At 64.9% G+C, this 13956-nt stretch carries 11 protein-coding genes and 1 pseudogene; 6 read left to right on the plus strand and 6 right to left on the minus strand.

The annotated features are described in order from the left end of the window. Positions 1-143: 143 nt before the first annotated feature. A complete protein-coding gene (locus tag F7R26_RS08480) occupies positions 144-1043 on the plus strand; it encodes a LysR substrate-binding domain-containing protein (RefSeq protein WP_150985869.1) in 900 nt (299 codons plus the stop codon). Positions 1044-1135: 92 nt separating this feature from the next. Here F7R26_RS08480 and F7R26_RS08485 read toward each other — a convergent pair whose 3' ends face one another. Next, on the minus strand, positions 1136-1888 hold the full coding sequence (locus F7R26_RS08485) for an SDR family oxidoreductase (RefSeq protein WP_150985925.1): 753 nt from the start codon (positions 1886-1888) through the stop codon (positions 1136-1138). A 127-nt stretch (positions 1889-2015) separates the two neighbouring features. Between F7R26_RS08485 and F7R26_RS08490 the strand changes: the two genes are divergently transcribed. Together F7R26_RS08490 and F7R26_RS08495 are read left to right on the plus strand one after the other, a co-directional pair. Next, a complete protein-coding gene (locus tag F7R26_RS08490; protein WP_150985870.1) occupies positions 2016-2924 on the plus strand; it encodes a LysR family transcriptional regulator in 909 nt (302 codons plus the stop codon). Positions 2925-3012: 88 nt separating this feature from the next. After that, the gene (locus F7R26_RS08495; RefSeq protein WP_170301860.1) at positions 3013-3264 is read left to right on the plus strand and encodes a hypothetical protein; all 252 of its coding nucleotides are present in this window, start codon (positions 3013-3015) and stop codon (positions 3262-3264) included. On the opposite strand, the gene F7R26_RS08500 is transcribed toward F7R26_RS08495, so the two are convergent. Next, a complete protein-coding gene (locus tag F7R26_RS08500) occupies positions 3252-3740 on the minus strand; it encodes a phasin family protein (protein ID WP_150985871.1) in 489 nt (162 codons plus the stop codon). The two genes, F7R26_RS08495 and F7R26_RS08500, sit on opposite strands and share 13 nt — an antisense overlap. A 283-nt stretch (positions 3741-4023) precedes the next feature. Between F7R26_RS08500 and F7R26_RS08505 the strand changes: the two genes are divergently transcribed. Further along, a complete protein-coding gene (locus F7R26_RS08505; protein WP_150985873.1) occupies positions 4024-5295 on the plus strand; it encodes an MgtC/SapB family protein in 1272 nt (423 codons plus the stop codon). A gap of 59 nt (positions 5296-5354) precedes the next feature. Here the strand turns inward: F7R26_RS08505 and F7R26_RS08510 are convergent, their stop codons facing one another. Then, positions 5355-6125 carry a COG4705 family protein gene (locus tag F7R26_RS08510; protein WP_150985874.1) on the minus strand — a complete coding sequence of 257 codons (771 nt, stop codon included), beginning with the start codon at positions 6123-6125 and terminating at the stop codon, positions 5355-5357. Positions 6126-6570: 445 nt separating this feature from the next. Here F7R26_RS08510 and F7R26_RS08515 point away from each other — a divergent pair, with 445 nt between their 5' ends. Then, a complete protein-coding gene (locus F7R26_RS08515; RefSeq protein WP_150985876.1) occupies positions 6571-7137 on the plus strand; it encodes an acyloxyacyl hydrolase in 567 nt (188 codons plus the stop codon). A 17-nt stretch (positions 7138-7154) separates the two neighbouring features. On the opposite strand, the gene F7R26_RS08520 is transcribed toward F7R26_RS08515, so the two are convergent. After that, positions 7155-8060: a LysR family transcriptional regulator gene (locus F7R26_RS08520; protein WP_150985877.1), complete on the minus strand. Its 906-nt coding sequence runs from the start codon at positions 8058-8060 to the stop codon at positions 7155-7157. 170 nt (positions 8061-8230) lie between these two features. On the opposite strand from F7R26_RS08520, the gene F7R26_RS08525 reads away from it, so the two are divergent. Beyond that, complete coding sequence (locus F7R26_RS08525; protein WP_170301865.1) at positions 8231-9154, plus strand: alpha/beta hydrolase; 924 nt, start codon at positions 8231-8233, stop codon at positions 9152-9154. Positions 9155-9214: 60 nt separating this feature from the next. Here the strand turns inward: F7R26_RS08525 and F7R26_RS08530 are convergent, their stop codons facing one another. Continuing rightward, a complete protein-coding gene (locus tag F7R26_RS08530) occupies positions 9215-10519 on the minus strand; it encodes an amidohydrolase (protein WP_241754511.1) in 1305 nt (434 codons plus the stop codon). Between the two features lie 207 nt (positions 10520-10726). After that, positions 10727-13933: pseudogene (locus F7R26_RS41585) on the minus strand (autotransporter outer membrane beta-barrel domain-containing protein). Between the last annotated feature and the right edge of the window lie 23 nt (positions 13934-13956).

Below are 13956 nucleotides of genomic sequence, written 5' to 3' on the forward strand. Positions count from 1 at the left end.
CGTGACACCGAAGTTCGTGGATGAGACGATCTTAGGTAGGCGAGCAGGGTGCAGCAAGCGATATAATTTCTCATCCTGTGAGAAAAACTCACATCGTTAGCCGCGCAGCGAGTCGTCCGTTTTTTTATGGAAGGAGAGGATGTATGGTTGCCCCACGCGTTTCATTGAATGCATTGCGCGCCTTTGAGGCTACCGCGCGGCATGGCAGTTTCAGCGCCGCTGCAGAGGAACTGGCTGTTACCCATGGTGCCGTCAGCCGCCAAGTCCGCATGCTCGAGGAAACCTTCGGGATATCCCTGCTGCGGCGTACGGCCCAAGGCGCAGAACCTACGCCGGAAGGCCAGCGTCTAGCTGCCGGTTTGAAGCGTGGCTTTGATGAAATCCAAAGCAGCGTCGATCAGCTTAAGCCTGGGCCGCTGACGCTCGCGTGCTCAACGTCCATCATGATGTACTGGGTACTGCCCAGACTGTCCAGCTTCCAACAGAAGAATCCTGACGTGCTCCTGCAGTACCACATGACGTCCGGGCCCCTCGACTTCACGCGCGACAAGGTAAGCGTAGCCATTCGCTTGTCGTCGCAGGAACCGCCGCGGGATGTCATCCGCACAGATATCTGCAGTGAATGGGTAGGCCCTGTCTGCTCACCCGAATATCTAAGGACACTCAAGCTACGCACGACCTCAGACTTGCAGCGGGCCCGGCTAATCTATTCACACACGCGTGAACGTGCTTGGTTGGAATGGAAGGCATGTTATGCCCCGGAGATGGGAGAGCTAATCTTAGATGAGGGCTTTCCGCACTTTTATCTACTGATCCAGGCAGCTCGATGCGGATTGGGCATCGCCAACGTACCGCGCATGCTGGTTCAGGACGACCTGAACAGCGGCACTTTGGTTGCGCCGTTCGGCTTCGTTGCCGGGCCCAACAGACTCACGATTTGGGTGGCCTCGCACCTGACGGAGCGTTCCGAGACCAAGCGGTTGATCGATTGGCTAAGCGGCGAGCTACGCGCAGACGAGAGACAAAATCGTGCAACGGCTTAGCCTGGCCAATTGTTCATTGAGTCTTGTGGCCCTGGATGGTTTATCAAACAGAAACCGTGGCACGGAATTCGCCCAATTCCTGGGCTACGCGCTTAACCATTCAGCAAGCGGCCGCCGTCAACGACGATTTCAGAGCCGACCGTCCAGCGCGACTCGTCGGAAGCCAGATACAGCACGGCTTTGGCCACTTCGTCGGACGTACCGAAGCGCCCAAGCGGAATGCTTGCCGCAATCTCTTTGTTGAGCTGCTCGCGATACGCGTCCGGAATCCCGAGCTTGTCGTACAACGGAGTCTCGACCGGTCCGGGGCTCACTGCGTTGACACGGATGCCGCGGCCCAGCAATTCCGTCGAAAGCGTCTTCGACATGTTCAGGAAGGCGGACTTCGTGGCGGCATACACGGACGAGCGGTCCGCGCCGGCATGCGCGCTCACGGAGGTGGTCAGTACGACTGACGCAGGATTTGCGAAGACCGGGAGCAGTGCCTGCATCAGGAAGTAGGGACCTTTGACGTTGATGTCGAAAGAACGGTCGAACATCTCCTCCGTCCACTCTTCGATAGGCAGCCAGACGGATACGCCGGCATTGAGGAAGGCAACGTCCAATTGTCCGTATTGGTCCTTGATGGCTTGTGCCAGTTCTTTTTGTGCTCCAACGCTGGCCGAGTCAGCGCGCAGCACCAGAACTTCCGGGCCCAGTTCGGCTTGTGCCTTTGCAATCGTATCGGGATTGACGCCAGTGACGATCACGCGGGCGCCTTCCGCCAGAAACTGCTTTGCCGTTTCCAGCCCGATGCCACTGGTGCCGCCAGTGATGAGGGTACGTTTACCTTGCAAGCGCGACATTTGAATTCTCCGGTGAATGACGACCACCGCGGTCGACAGGGAGAAATATGCGCTCATGCAGAAATCTACATAAGATTGTCTGTTCGTATATCATTCATGCAAATTCAGCATGAATTGAGGTGAAAGCGTGGATCGATTCCTTTTGATGACATGCTTCGCGCGTGCCGTAGAAACCGGGAGCTTTTCGGCGGCAGGGCGCGATCTAGGGCTGGGGCAACCCAATGTCAGCCGCTATGTGGCGGCTCTGGAGGATCACTTGCAGACGCGCTTGCTCCATCGGTCTACGCGAAAGCTATCTTTGACGCCGGAGGGCGAACGCTACTATGCGGACATCCGAGGCATCCTGGATGCGGTGGAGGAATCCGAATCATCCTTCAGGAACAACGTCGAGCCATCGGGGCTCTTGCGTGTAGCCTGTCCTACGGCTCTCGCACACGCGTTTGTGTTGCCGCATGTGCCGACCTTTTTGGAGCGCTACCCCCAATTGATCTTGGATCTTCAACTCAATGATCGATACGTGGACCTGGTCAATGAAGGGACCGAACTCGCCATTCGCATCGGACACCTGGAGGACAGTACCTTGCGCGCCCGGCGTCTTGGATGGTACGACCGGGTCTTCGTCGCCAGCAAGGACTACCTGGCCAAACGCGGCGTTCCGCAGACCCCGGATGACCTGCGCGACCACGATTGCGTCATCTACACCCTGCTGTCGTCCGGGGCGACCTGGCGATTCCGGGACGCGGACATCCCGGTTTCCGGCAGGCTTAGAGTCAACTCACCCGACGCCGTGAGTGCCGCGGTCACGGCAGGCTTGGGCGTGGCACATGGACCTGCGTGGCTGTTCGAGGGCGGGCTGAACAGCGGTCGATTGCAGTTCATTCTGACGGACCATGCGGCTCCGCCCGTCCCGGTGCAGATGGTTTATGTGGCCAACAGACTGCTTCCCACGCGGGCCATCGTGTTCATGGATTTTATGGCTGACGTGTTTTCGAGGATTCCTGCCTTGAACGGCAACACCCCTTTGCCGAATCGATAAGTGTCTCGCGGGTCATGCCCCATGCTTCCCTGTCACGTCACTTGCCGTTCAAGCTCCCGTCAATGGGGGTTTGTATTTCAGGAGCAGCTTGAATTCCCCGTTACGCACCATCTTATCCAGCGGGTTGACGCTGGCGGCGCTGATGCGCACCAGCACGTCACGCGGCGCGGCGCTGGCCTCGGGCATGCGTGAACTGCGCATCCATGGCAAGCAGGTTGCGATCCAGGCCTCGCTGGAGCAGATCACTTTTAGGCGGGCATGGCAAGCGGTGGCCGGCGGCACCCCGCCGGCGTCTCAGTGGCGCTTCAGTGGCGTCTCGGCAATATCTCAGCCGGCATGAGCGGCGCGCTTGTGCGTAGCGGCGCCGGTGCTGGCGGCGGTCCCGTCCAGGGTGGCCGCCGCCTGGCTGAACTTTTCGAACATAGCCTGCACTGGCGTGGGCAGCGAGGCGGTGCTCCCGGCCTGCTGCAGCGCCGCGGCCTGGCAGCGCTGCCAGGTCTCCCCGGCTTCCCGCAGCTGTTCCACCATGGCGGTCTGGTTGTGAATGGCGAGACTCATCCAGGCTTGCATCCGCTGTGCATAATGCTCGGCCTGGTTGCGCAGGAAGGTCGCCGGCAGGGTGGCGAGCGTGGCGAAGTCGCCGGCATTCGCCAGTTGCGCGCCTGCCTCGTGCAAGGTCTTGATGTCCATGCGTACCGCATCGAGCTGGAGTTCGAGAAAGCGCTGCCGGCTCTCCTGCATCAGGGTCAGCGCGCGCAGGCCCGCCTCGCAATTGGCGGTGACGCATGCGAGGGGGACGTCGGTCTGGTCTGTCATGGTGAGTCTCCTGGATGCGCGCGGCAACGCGATAGTGCGGTAACGCGCGTGGATTGCTGCTGAGCCGCCAACTATTGTCGACGCTCAGGGCGGGCCGACATGCCTCACGCTAGTCGCGCGATCACGGCAAATCACGGTTTCGCCCATCAGATGATTCTAGAAGCGTGCCGCCCGCGCTTGTTGATCCGCATCAAGCTTGCGGCACATCAAGCCGGTTGCGCAGGCATGGTCCAGACTGGATGCAATGGTGCCGGTAAGCTTGACCGTTTCCGGGGGGGATGGCATGGATCACACGGTCGTGGCATTTAGCGTCGCGCTCGGGATAGGCCTTGCGATCGGGCTGGAGCGGGAGCGCAGTCAGGCGGCGGAAGGTGCCGAGGCGCCGGCTGGCTTGCGCACGTTTGCCATTGCCAGCGTCAGCGGCGCGCTGGGGGCGTTCCTGCCCAACGCCGGGTTGTTGCCGGCGGTCCTGCTGGCGATCGCCGGCCTGGCAGCCCTGGGCTACCGCCACACCGCGGCCAGGGATCCCGGCATGACCACGGAGATGGCGTTGCTGTGCACGGTCTTGCTCGGCGCGCTGGCTGTCACGCAGCCGGCGCTGGCCGCCGGCATTGCCACTGTCCTTGCGATCCTGCTGCACGGCAAGGCCACCCTGCACGGCCTGGTGCGCAACGCGTTGAGCCGGCAGGAGCTGAGCGATGCCTTGATGCTGGCGGTGGCCGCGCTGGTGATCTGGCCGTTGCTGCCCGACCGCTACATGGGCCCGTTCGACGCCTGGAACCCGCGCACGCTCTGGCTGGTGGCAATGCTGGTGATGCTGATGGGCGCTGCCGGGCATATTGCCACGCGGCTGTTCGGCGAGCGGGTGGGCCTGCCGGTGACCGGCCTGTTCGGTGGCTTCGTCTCCAGCGCGGCGACCATCGGCTCGATGGCGGCGATGGTGCGCAAGGCGCCGGATATACGCGATGCGGCCGTGGCGGCCGCGCTGCTTTCCAGCGTGGCCACGTTCGTGCAGATGCTGCTGTTGCTGGCCGCGACCAGCGCGGCAGCGCTCCAGGCATTGGCATTGCCCCTCGCGGCCGGACTGACGGCCATGGGCCTCTATGCCGGGTTCTGGCTCTGGCTGGCGGCGCGCAGGCCAGCCGCGCGCGACGGTGCGCAAGATGGCGCACAGGACGGTGCACAACTGGCAGGCCCCTCGCTGGACTGGCGCGTGGCGGCAGGGTTCGTGCTGCTCATGGCCTTGCTCTTGCTGGTCAATGGCGCCACGCGAGCATGGTCCGGGCCCGGGATGCTGATGATGGTGGCCGTGGCCGGCGGGTTTGCCGACGCGCATGCCGCCACCGTATCGGTTGCCGCGCAGGTAGCGGCGGGACGCATGTCGGCAGCGGCGGCGGTGTGGCCGGTGCTGGCGGCTTTTTCCGCCAACACCGCTACCAAGATCGTGCTGGCTGCCGCGGGCGGGCGTGCCTTTGCCTTGCGTGTCGGTGCGGGGCTTGTGCTGGCTGCCGCAGTGACCTGGGCCACGGCGCTCGCGCTGGTGTCGTTGCGCTGATGCCGGCCCGGGCACGCTGCGGGCAGCAAGCCGACGGCAAGCGGCTGCGGGGCCGGTCGCTAGTGCCGGGCCGCGGCCCGCTGCGGCATCAGCAGCAGGCAAAGCGCCATGAAGCCCAGCAGCGCTGCCGAAGCACTGAAGCGGCCCAGTGCCAGCCCGCCCGCCTGCAAGGGCTTGTCAAGGAAGTCGCCCAGCACCGCGCCGAGCGGGCGCGTCAGGATGAAGGCCGCCCAGAACAGCAGCGTGCGTGAGATCCGCGTGCGGTAGTAGGCCAGGGCTAGCAAGGCCAGCAGCGAGCCAAAGATCGCCATGCCGCCCACGTAACCCATCCCGGCCGTGTCGGCGGTCCAGTCTCCCAGCGCTGTGCCAAGCGTCTGCGAGAACATGATGGTGACCCAGTAGCACAGCTCGGCGCGCGGCGAATGCACGCTGTCGACCGAGACCGTGCCAAGCCAGCGATACCACAACGCCAGCGACAACAGCAACAGCAGCGCCAGCAACGTGGATCCTCCCGCGTAACCGATGCCGAGCGAGCGGTCCGCGAAGTCCGCCAGGGTCGTGCCGACCGTGGTGGTGGCCACGATGGTGGCCCAGTACAGCAGCGGCTGGAAGCGCCTGGCGCGCACCTGGGCGCAGACCGCCACCAGGAACACCGCCGCAAAGATCGCCGTGCTGACCAGGTAGCCCAGTCCCATCGTCATCGACAGCGCATCGCCGCCGGTCTCGCCGAGCGTGGTCGCGGCGATCTTGATCAGCCAGAAGGCCAGTGTGACCTCCGGCACTTTGCTGGCCGCCGTGGCGCTGGCCGCGTAGCTGGGGCGTGCTGTCATGTTGAACTCCTTCGACGTCAGGCTTGGCGCGACGGGCTCCTGCCGCCGCAAGGATTGCCAGATACTAGTTCGCTCGGGATTAAGGCAGCATTAAGGCGGTGTCATTAAGGTGGTGTCATTAAGGCGGTGTCGCGGCGCAACGGGCGGGGCGGAGGGCGAAAGTTGACGATAGGCCGCTGGCGCGCCGCTTGATCGCAGGCTGCACGCCTGTTCCGTCCACGTCGTTCCAAATCTGGGACGCTGATATGCGCCAGCGGTATCTATCCGGTCGCTTGTGCCGAACGCATAATGCAGGCTTTTCGCGCGAAGTACAGCCAGGAGGGGCTGTCGGGCCGGGGAATGGTTCGCCATGCCGATGGAATCCTCATCCTCTTGACTTGTTTTCACTTCCAACGCGATCAAGGTGTCACCAACAACAAGAATTCATCTTCACAAGGCTTTTTTCATGCTTCGATCTGTCTTCTCCTTCGTCCTGATTTCCAGTGCGCTTGCCAGCGCCGCCGCGCTTGCCGCGCCCGCCAGCGAGGATGCCGCGTGGTTCGAGCCGGTGCGTCTTGGGGCAGCACTGGGTGCGGGCGGCGATGCCTCGATCGCACGCCTGGAGGCGCGATGGAACCTCAAGACCGACCTTTGGGCGACGAGTTCGCGGTCAGTCCGTGTTCGCCTGGGTCTCGAAGCTTCCGTGGGTGGATGGAATCCACATGGCAGCAATAGCAACCTCATGGGCGATGTGGGCTTTACCCCCATCTTCCGGGTTCAGGGTGCTGGCCGCTCGGGGCCCTTCGCCGAGGTTGGCGCCGGCGTGCACCTGCTGTCGCGCACCCGCATCTCGGACTCAAAAGTATTCTCGACGGCGTTCCAGTTTGGCGATCGCATTGCCGCCGGCTACCGGTTCGGCGACGCGCTCGACTCGGAACTGGCGGTGCGCTTCCAGCACTATTCCAACGCCGGCATCAAGGAGCCGAACCCCGGCATCAACTTCTACATGCTTCAGTACTCGGCCCGCTTCTAAACGGTCTGCGCCCGGGATCAGGCGGGCGCGATGCCGTAGCGGCGGCCAATGCGCAGCAGCAGCGCGTCCAGTTCCTGAAGGATCGGTCTGCGGTCGTCGGCCCGCCACACCAGTGCCGATGGCATGGCCGGCAGGTCGATCTCGACGAACGCGATCTGCGGCGTCGCGTAGTAGCTGGCGGCGCGCTTGGTCAGCATGAGCAGGGCCTGTCTGGTGCCGACGGCAGCAATGGCTTCACGGATGGTGCGTATCACGGGCCCTTCGCCGATCGGCTTGCCCTGCGGTGTGTGGCGCGGGAAGTGATAGTCCTGCCATTCCTGGTTGACCGAGCCCGGCACCATGCGCACCAGCCGCTCCTGCGCCAGCAGCTCAGGATCCACCAATCCGGTGGTGGCGAGCGGGTGATCCTGCGGCACGCACAGCAGGCGCTGGTCCCGCATGATCACGGGCCCATGGCGCAGGCCGTCGGCCCCCAGCGGCAGCCGGCAGAAGGCTGCATCCACCGTGCCGTCGCTGACGGCGGCGAAGTGCGTCACATAGGTCAGTTCCACGAATTCCAGCTCGATCTCGGGGTGCGCGGCCTTGGCTTCGGTCACGAACGGCTGGTGCAGCTCATAAAAACCACCGCCGAGAAAGCCAATCTTCAACAAACGCGGCTTGCCCGCCGCCTGCTGCTTGCAGTCCTCGATCGATGCCTTGAGCTGAATGAGCGCTGGCGCCGCGCCCTTGCGCAGGGTCTCGCCCAGCGGCGTCAGCGCGACGCGCCGGCTGGTGCGGTCGAACAGCAGCCCGCCCAGCGCGTGCTCCAGCGCCTTGACCGCCTCGGATACCGACGACTGGCTCACGTTGAGCTTCTCGGCGGCCCGGCCGAAGTGCAGCTCGCGCGCGACTGCCAGAAAGCACTCCAGTTGCTTCAGGTCCATCCATGCCTCCAGGCATTCCTTGATCCATCAATCGGAAATATAGATTGATCGGCGGGATATTAGCACTTGTTCCTAAAACCGCGCATCGGCAGAATGACGCGGCTATTTCAGCCAATATCTGGCGAAATGAACAAAGGGAGAGGGCGTTGAGCAAGACTGCGCAAGACAGGATGAGCGTGAATGGATCGGCTGAAGCGATCGAATTCACGCTGGATGGCGACGTGATCCGCGGTACGTTCTACTTGCCTGCCGGCGCCACGGGCCAGGTGCCGGCGGTGGTGCTGGCGCACGGGTGGTCGATGGTGGCGGGCGGCGACCTGGAGGATTACGCGGCGGCGGTTGTCAATGAGGGCATCGCGGCCCTGACGTTCGATTTCCGGCGGCTGGGCCGCAGCGGCGGGCAGCCCCGGCAGGAGATCGATCCCGCCTGGCAGATCGAGGATTTCCGCGCGGCGATCTCCTACGTGCGCAGCCGGCCCGAGGTCGACCGCGAGCGCATCGGCATCTGGGGTTCGAGCTACAGCGGCGGGCATGCCCTGGTCGTGGCCGCCATCGACAAACGGGTCAGGTGCGTGGTCAGCCAGGTCCCGACCATCAGCGGCTTTGCCGCCGCACAGCGGCGCCTGCGCTACGACAAGGCGCGCACGCTGCAGGCCGCGTTCGAGGCGGATCGCGAGGCCCGCTTTGCCGGAGCGCCGCCGGCCACGCTGCGCATGATCGATGCCGAGCCCGAGGCGCCGGTCGCCTATCCCGGCCGCGACTCGTATGACTACATGCATGGCGAGGCGCAGCGCTGCCCGTCCTGGGTCAACGAGGTCACGCTGCGCTCGCTGGAGCTGGCGCGCGCCTATGAGCCGGGTGCCTATATCCGGCGTATCGCGCCAACGCCGCTGCTGATGATCGTCGCGACCGAAGATGGCCTGACGCCAGCCGACCTGCAGCAAGAGGCCTTTAACCAGGCACACCAGCCCAAGCAACTGCTGCTGCTCGGCGGCGGGCACTACTCGGTCTACACGGCGCATTTCGGCCAGACCAGCCGCGCGGCGGCAAGCTGGTTCGCCCAGCACCTGGGCAAGCCGGTGCAAGGGCGATGATCCCCAGGCAGATAGCAGGCCGGCAGGCACATCGCACGGCAAGGCGCGTTCAAGGCGCGTTCAAGGCGCGGCGAGCAGGCTAAGCACGGCCAGGCTCATGGCGGTGACACCGGTCTTGATCGACGGCTCGGGCACCGGGGCGAAGTAGGGCGAGTGATTGAACACCAGGGGCTTGCCGCCGCGCTTGTTTGCGGCCGAGACGTCTGCGGGGTCAAGCACTCCCACAAGGAAGAACATCGAAGGCACGCCCTCGCCGCCGTACTCCGCGAAATCCTCACTGGTCGTGAGCGGCCGTGTACGGGCCACCTTGTCCTTGCCAAGGCCCGCCTGCAACGCGGCCTCGACGCGTGCGACCACCGTCTCGCTGTTCACCACGCCGAGGCCATTGTCGGTAATCGTGATCTCCGGTTCAGGGGCAGCGGCCGCGCTTGCCGATGCCCGCGCAACGCGCCGCACCCCGTCGACGAGCAATTCCCGTACCCCGGAATCGTAAGCGCGGATGGTGCCGCGCAAGACTGCGCTGTCGGGAATGATATTGCCCGAGCTTCCTGCCTGGAGCGCACCGACGGTAATCACGCCGAATGCCATCGGGTCCTTTTCCCGGCTCGTCACGGCCTGCACATCCGTGACGAATCGCGCGGCAATGATGACCGGGTCCAGCGCCTTGTTGGGTGCGGAGCCGTGTCCGCCACGGCCTTTGAAGACGATCTCGAACGCGCTGGCGGCAGACGTCATCGGGCCCACGCTGTAACTGACCGTGCCGTAAGGCCGGGGATCCGTGTGCAAGGCAAGCGCCGTGTCAGGCTTGGGAAAGCGCTTGAACAGCCCGTCGGCCAGCATGGCCCTGGCGCCAGCGCCGATCTCTTCAGCCGGCTGCGCCACGAACATCAAGGTGCCGCGCCATTGGGCCTTCATGGCGACCAGGGCGCGCGCGGCGCCTACCCAGGTCGCCATGTGCAAGTCGTGGCCACAGCTATGCGCAACGAAGCTCTCGCGCCCGTTCCACGTGGTGACTGCCTTGCTGGCATAGGGCAGGGAGGTTTTCTCCTCCATGGGCAGGCCATCCATGTCGGTGCGCACCATGATGGTCGGGCCCGGGCCGTTGCGGTACAGGGCCACCACGCCGGTCTTTCCCACGTTCTCGGTCACCTCGAAGCCGAGCGCGCGCATCTCCCCGGCGAGTCGCGATGCGGTGCGGGTCTCGGCGAATGCAAGCTCGGGGTGCGCGTGCAGATCCTTGTACAAGGCGTCCAGCTCGGGATACATGGTTGTGACCAGGCCGCTCAGCTGGCTGGCTCGCTTGTCGTCAGGCTCGCCGGGTTGTGCCAATGTTGCGGCACCGGCATTGACTGCGGCAAGCAGCATGGCGGCGGCCGCACGGCGAGCCAACGCGTGTTTTTGTTGCACTATCTTTTGCAATTTTTTTTGCATTCGGGATTCTCCTTTCTTCCTGATGTCAGAGTCGCGGATACGAAATTTCACGGAACTTCACGCAACCACGCGTTGGTATCCTGGCTCGATATGGGCTTGGGTACGGGGCTGTGGTCACTGTGGTCACTGTGGTCACCGTGGTCACCAGCTGTACCGGTAGCCCATGCCGACCGACCACGGGTTGTCCAGCCTGGCCCCGCTTGCGTACCCGTAGTCGGCGTACAGGCGGTGGTTCGTGCCCAGTGACGCGGCAACGCCCACGCCCAGTTCGGCGAGGCCGCCGGACAGGTCGGTCTGGGTAGCCACGCCGTTGGTGCGTACCGTGCTCTTGCCGTCAAGCTCCTGCGACAGGCTCAGCTTGACGTAGGGCTGCACGGTGCCGCCATTGGCCAATGCAATGCGGCGGCCGAGCAGGGAGCCAACGCGCAAACGCATCGAATTGCCGCTGTCGGCATCGACCTGCAGACCGTTGCTGGCGCGGTAGCTGGCGCCGCTGGCGCGGAGCATCGACAGCGCCACCTGCGGCTCGACGAACCAACCGAGACCGAACCGCACCTGGCGGCCGGTTTCCACCGACACGCCGATGGCGTTCTGGTGGGAATCGGCCTTCACCGACCGGCCGTCGGTCGCCACCACCGCGAAGTTCTGCTGGATCTTGTTAGCCTTGAACACGCCGTCGACGTACCAGCCGGCATCGGCCAGCCAGGTGGCATAGCCGCCGACGTGGTAGCTATCGGCGCCGCCCGTGCCTTCGCCACGAAAACGGCGGTCGGTCGCGCTGTACCCGGTCATGCCGCCGACGTACCAACGCCCGCCTTCGACCGGCAGGGACCGGTCGACGCCGACCTCCAGGCCGCCCACGGTCTGCTCGAACGAGCGGGCGCCGCGGTTGTCGAGCTTCTGGCGCTCGCCGAAACCCCGCACCCAGACGCCACCTTCGTTCTTGTCCTGGCGCAACTCACCCATCCGCCTGGCCAGCGTGCCGTTTTCGGCATACTAGATCGCTTGCGCGGTGCCTGCGCTGGACGTATTGATCGCGGCGTTGGCGGCCGTGGACAGGTCGTCGGGGCCAGGCGCAATCTGGGACTGCCCTGGCGCGGGCACCGCTTCCGGCGACAGCTCGCTGGTGTTGACGAGGCTCCAGTCGGTGGCGCGCCCGCCGACCGTGTCGCTGCTTTTCAGCGCGTAGCGATAGGTGCCGGCGTCCACCAGTTGATCGCGGTTGGCGAGCGCGAACGATCCCGGGCCGCCCTCGCTCTGGATGATCCTCAGGGACTCGCCGCCGGCCTGCGGCTCGGCGCCGCTGTTGGCGACCAGCACGCGGTGATTGCCCGAGACGGTGCCGCCGACGCGCAGCAGGTCGCCCTGGCCGGCGCCCAGGTCGGTGCGCATTTCGAACAGGCCGCCGCCGCTGAGGTTGCCGGTCACGTCCAGCACCTTGAAGCCGCTGCCCGGGGTGGCAAATGACACCGTGCCCGCATTGTCCAGGCGCGCCACCGCCGAATTGCCGCGCACGCGCCAGGTGCTGCTGTCGTCGATGCGCATCGTGTCCACCGTCCGCCTGGCGTTGTTGCGCAGGGCGCCGGTCAGCACGGAGTGGTCGCGCAGGCTCACGCTGGCCGACCCGCTGTCGAGCACCACGTCACCCTCCAGGTGGCTGCGCTGCGCGTTGAGCTGCACATCGCGCGCGGCGATCGTGGTGGTGCCGTCCGGCGAGGAGAGACGCTCTTCGTCCACGTGCAACAAGGCGCCTTCGCCGCTGCCGGATCTGCCGATGATCGTGGTGTCGGCCAGGTTCGCGACGAGGCCGCTGCCTTCGACCGAGATGCCATTGCCGTTCGCGGTCTCGATATGGCTGTTACGGATCGATATCGTGTTGTCGACGCCGGCCGTGTACGAGTAGGCTAGGATGCCATTGGCGCCTGTGCCGCCGGTGCGTATGTCGACGCCGTCCAGGCTGGCCCGCGCGCCCTGGTTGCCCATCATCAGCCCGTGGGAGCCGTCGCCAGCGGTGCGCACGATGGTACCTGTTGCGTCCAGGCGCGCGCCGTTGGCGAGCATGCCGTAGGCAGTGTGGCCGTGGGTGGTGATCGAGCCACCTTCCAGCTGGACGTTGGACCCGGACAGGCGCGAGACCACACCGATGGCAGCGTTGCCGAAGGTCTCGACAGCGACGCCGCGCGCGGTGGTCGTCGCGCCGCTGCCGCTGCCGCTATCGCCGCCGCCCTCGCGTTCGGACACGTAGATACCGTGCCCGCTTTCGCCACGTGTCTTGATCGAGCCGCCGTCCAGGGTGACAACGCCCGCCCGGTTGTCCACGCCTATGCTTTTTTCCCCGGTCATCGTGATGGTGACGGCCTTGGCCACCACAACGCCCTCGCGCGGAACCCGGATGCCAGCGACGTTCGAACCATTGCTGCTGATCTGCACGCGTTCCAGGCTGGCATGGACGCCATCGGCGTTTGCGTCGATGCCGGAACCCGTCTCGGCATGCACCACCACATCGTGCAAGACGGCTTCAAACGGGGTGAATACCGGCCCACTAGCCCTGGTGAGATGTACGCCGTCGAGATACGCGTCGATGTTGCCATTGGAGAACGAGACGCTGCCGCCGGACGCATGAATGCCAGTGCCGCGAACCGAGACAATGTCGGTGTTGGTTGCGGTCACGGTGCCACGGTCCACACTGATGCCTTTGCCGCCCCGATTCGTGGTGGCAGTGGCATCGAGCTTTGCCCGATCCAGGACGACGCTCGCACCATCCGCCGCGTGGACTGCCGAGGCGCCCTCGCCAAGCACGGTGATTTGCGTTTTGTGGGCGGCAATCGTGGCGCCAGTGCCCGCTGCGTTCAGGCCATGGGCTTCGCTATCCTGGGTGGAAACCGAGCCCCCGGTCATCTCGACGCGCCCGCCGTCGATGGCTTGCACGCCGTGGGAATATTGACCCTCGGTCTTGATCCGCGTGTCGGTCAGGGCCGCCGAGCTTCCCGCATCGCGCACGACCAAGGCATTGGCATCGAATCTGCCCAGTGCGGTGATGTTGCTGTCGGACAGTGCCAGTGTGCCACCAGCGCTGACGGTGACGCCGTGCGTGCTGACGCTCGTGCCTGCGATGCCGGACTGGATGCGCACGCCGTTGCCCGAGAGGGCGTTGTTGGCGCCGCTGATATTGACCGCCGCGCCGGCGTCAGCATGCGTGACCGTGTCACCGGGGAAGAGCACCCGGTTTTCCCCATCAGGTGTGGAAAGATCGATGCCGGGGTAAGCCGTTGCTGCCGTGGCCAGCTGAATGCCTGGGAACAGCACTGCCAGGATGGCGACGGAAATTCGAGTCGGTTGCGGTTTCATGGAGGGAGTGTCTGGCTTGCTCC

This window comes from Cupriavidus basilensis, assembly GCF_008801925.2.
Lineage (GTDB): Bacteria > Pseudomonadota > Gammaproteobacteria > Burkholderiales > Burkholderiaceae > Cupriavidus > Cupriavidus basilensis.

Excerpts from the sequence above, each read along its gene's own strand:
- F7R26_RS08480 (WP_150985869.1), top strand. The coding sequence starts at position 144 with ATGGTTGCCCCACGCGTTTCATTGAATGCATTGCGCGCCTTTGAGGCT.
- F7R26_RS08500 (WP_150985871.1), bottom strand. The coding sequence starts at position 3,740 with ATGACAGACCAGACCGACGTCCCCCTCGCATGCGTCACCGCCAATTGC.
- F7R26_RS08520 (WP_150985877.1), bottom strand. The coding sequence starts at position 8,060 with ATGGACCTGAAGCAACTGGAGTGCTTTCTGGCAGTCGCGCGCGAGCTG.
- F7R26_RS08510 (WP_150985874.1), bottom strand. The coding sequence starts at position 6,125 with ATGACAGCACGCCCCAGCTACGCGGCCAGCGCCACGGCGGCCAGCAAA.
- F7R26_RS08505 (WP_150985873.1), top strand. The coding sequence starts at position 4,024 with ATGGATCACACGGTCGTGGCATTTAGCGTCGCGCTCGGGATAGGCCTT.
- F7R26_RS08515 (WP_150985876.1), top strand. The coding sequence starts at position 6,571 with ATGCTTCGATCTGTCTTCTCCTTCGTCCTGATTTCCAGTGCGCTTGCC.
- F7R26_RS08530 (WP_241754511.1), bottom strand. The coding sequence starts at position 10,519 with ATGCTGCTTGCCGCAGTCAATGCCGGTGCCGCAACATTGGCACAACCC.
- F7R26_RS08485 (WP_150985925.1), bottom strand. The coding sequence starts at position 1,888 with ATGTCGCGCTTGCAAGGTAAACGTACCCTCATCACTGGCGGCACCAGT.
- F7R26_RS08525 (WP_170301865.1), top strand. The coding sequence starts at position 8,231 with ATGAGCGTGAATGGATCGGCTGAAGCGATCGAATTCACGCTGGATGGC.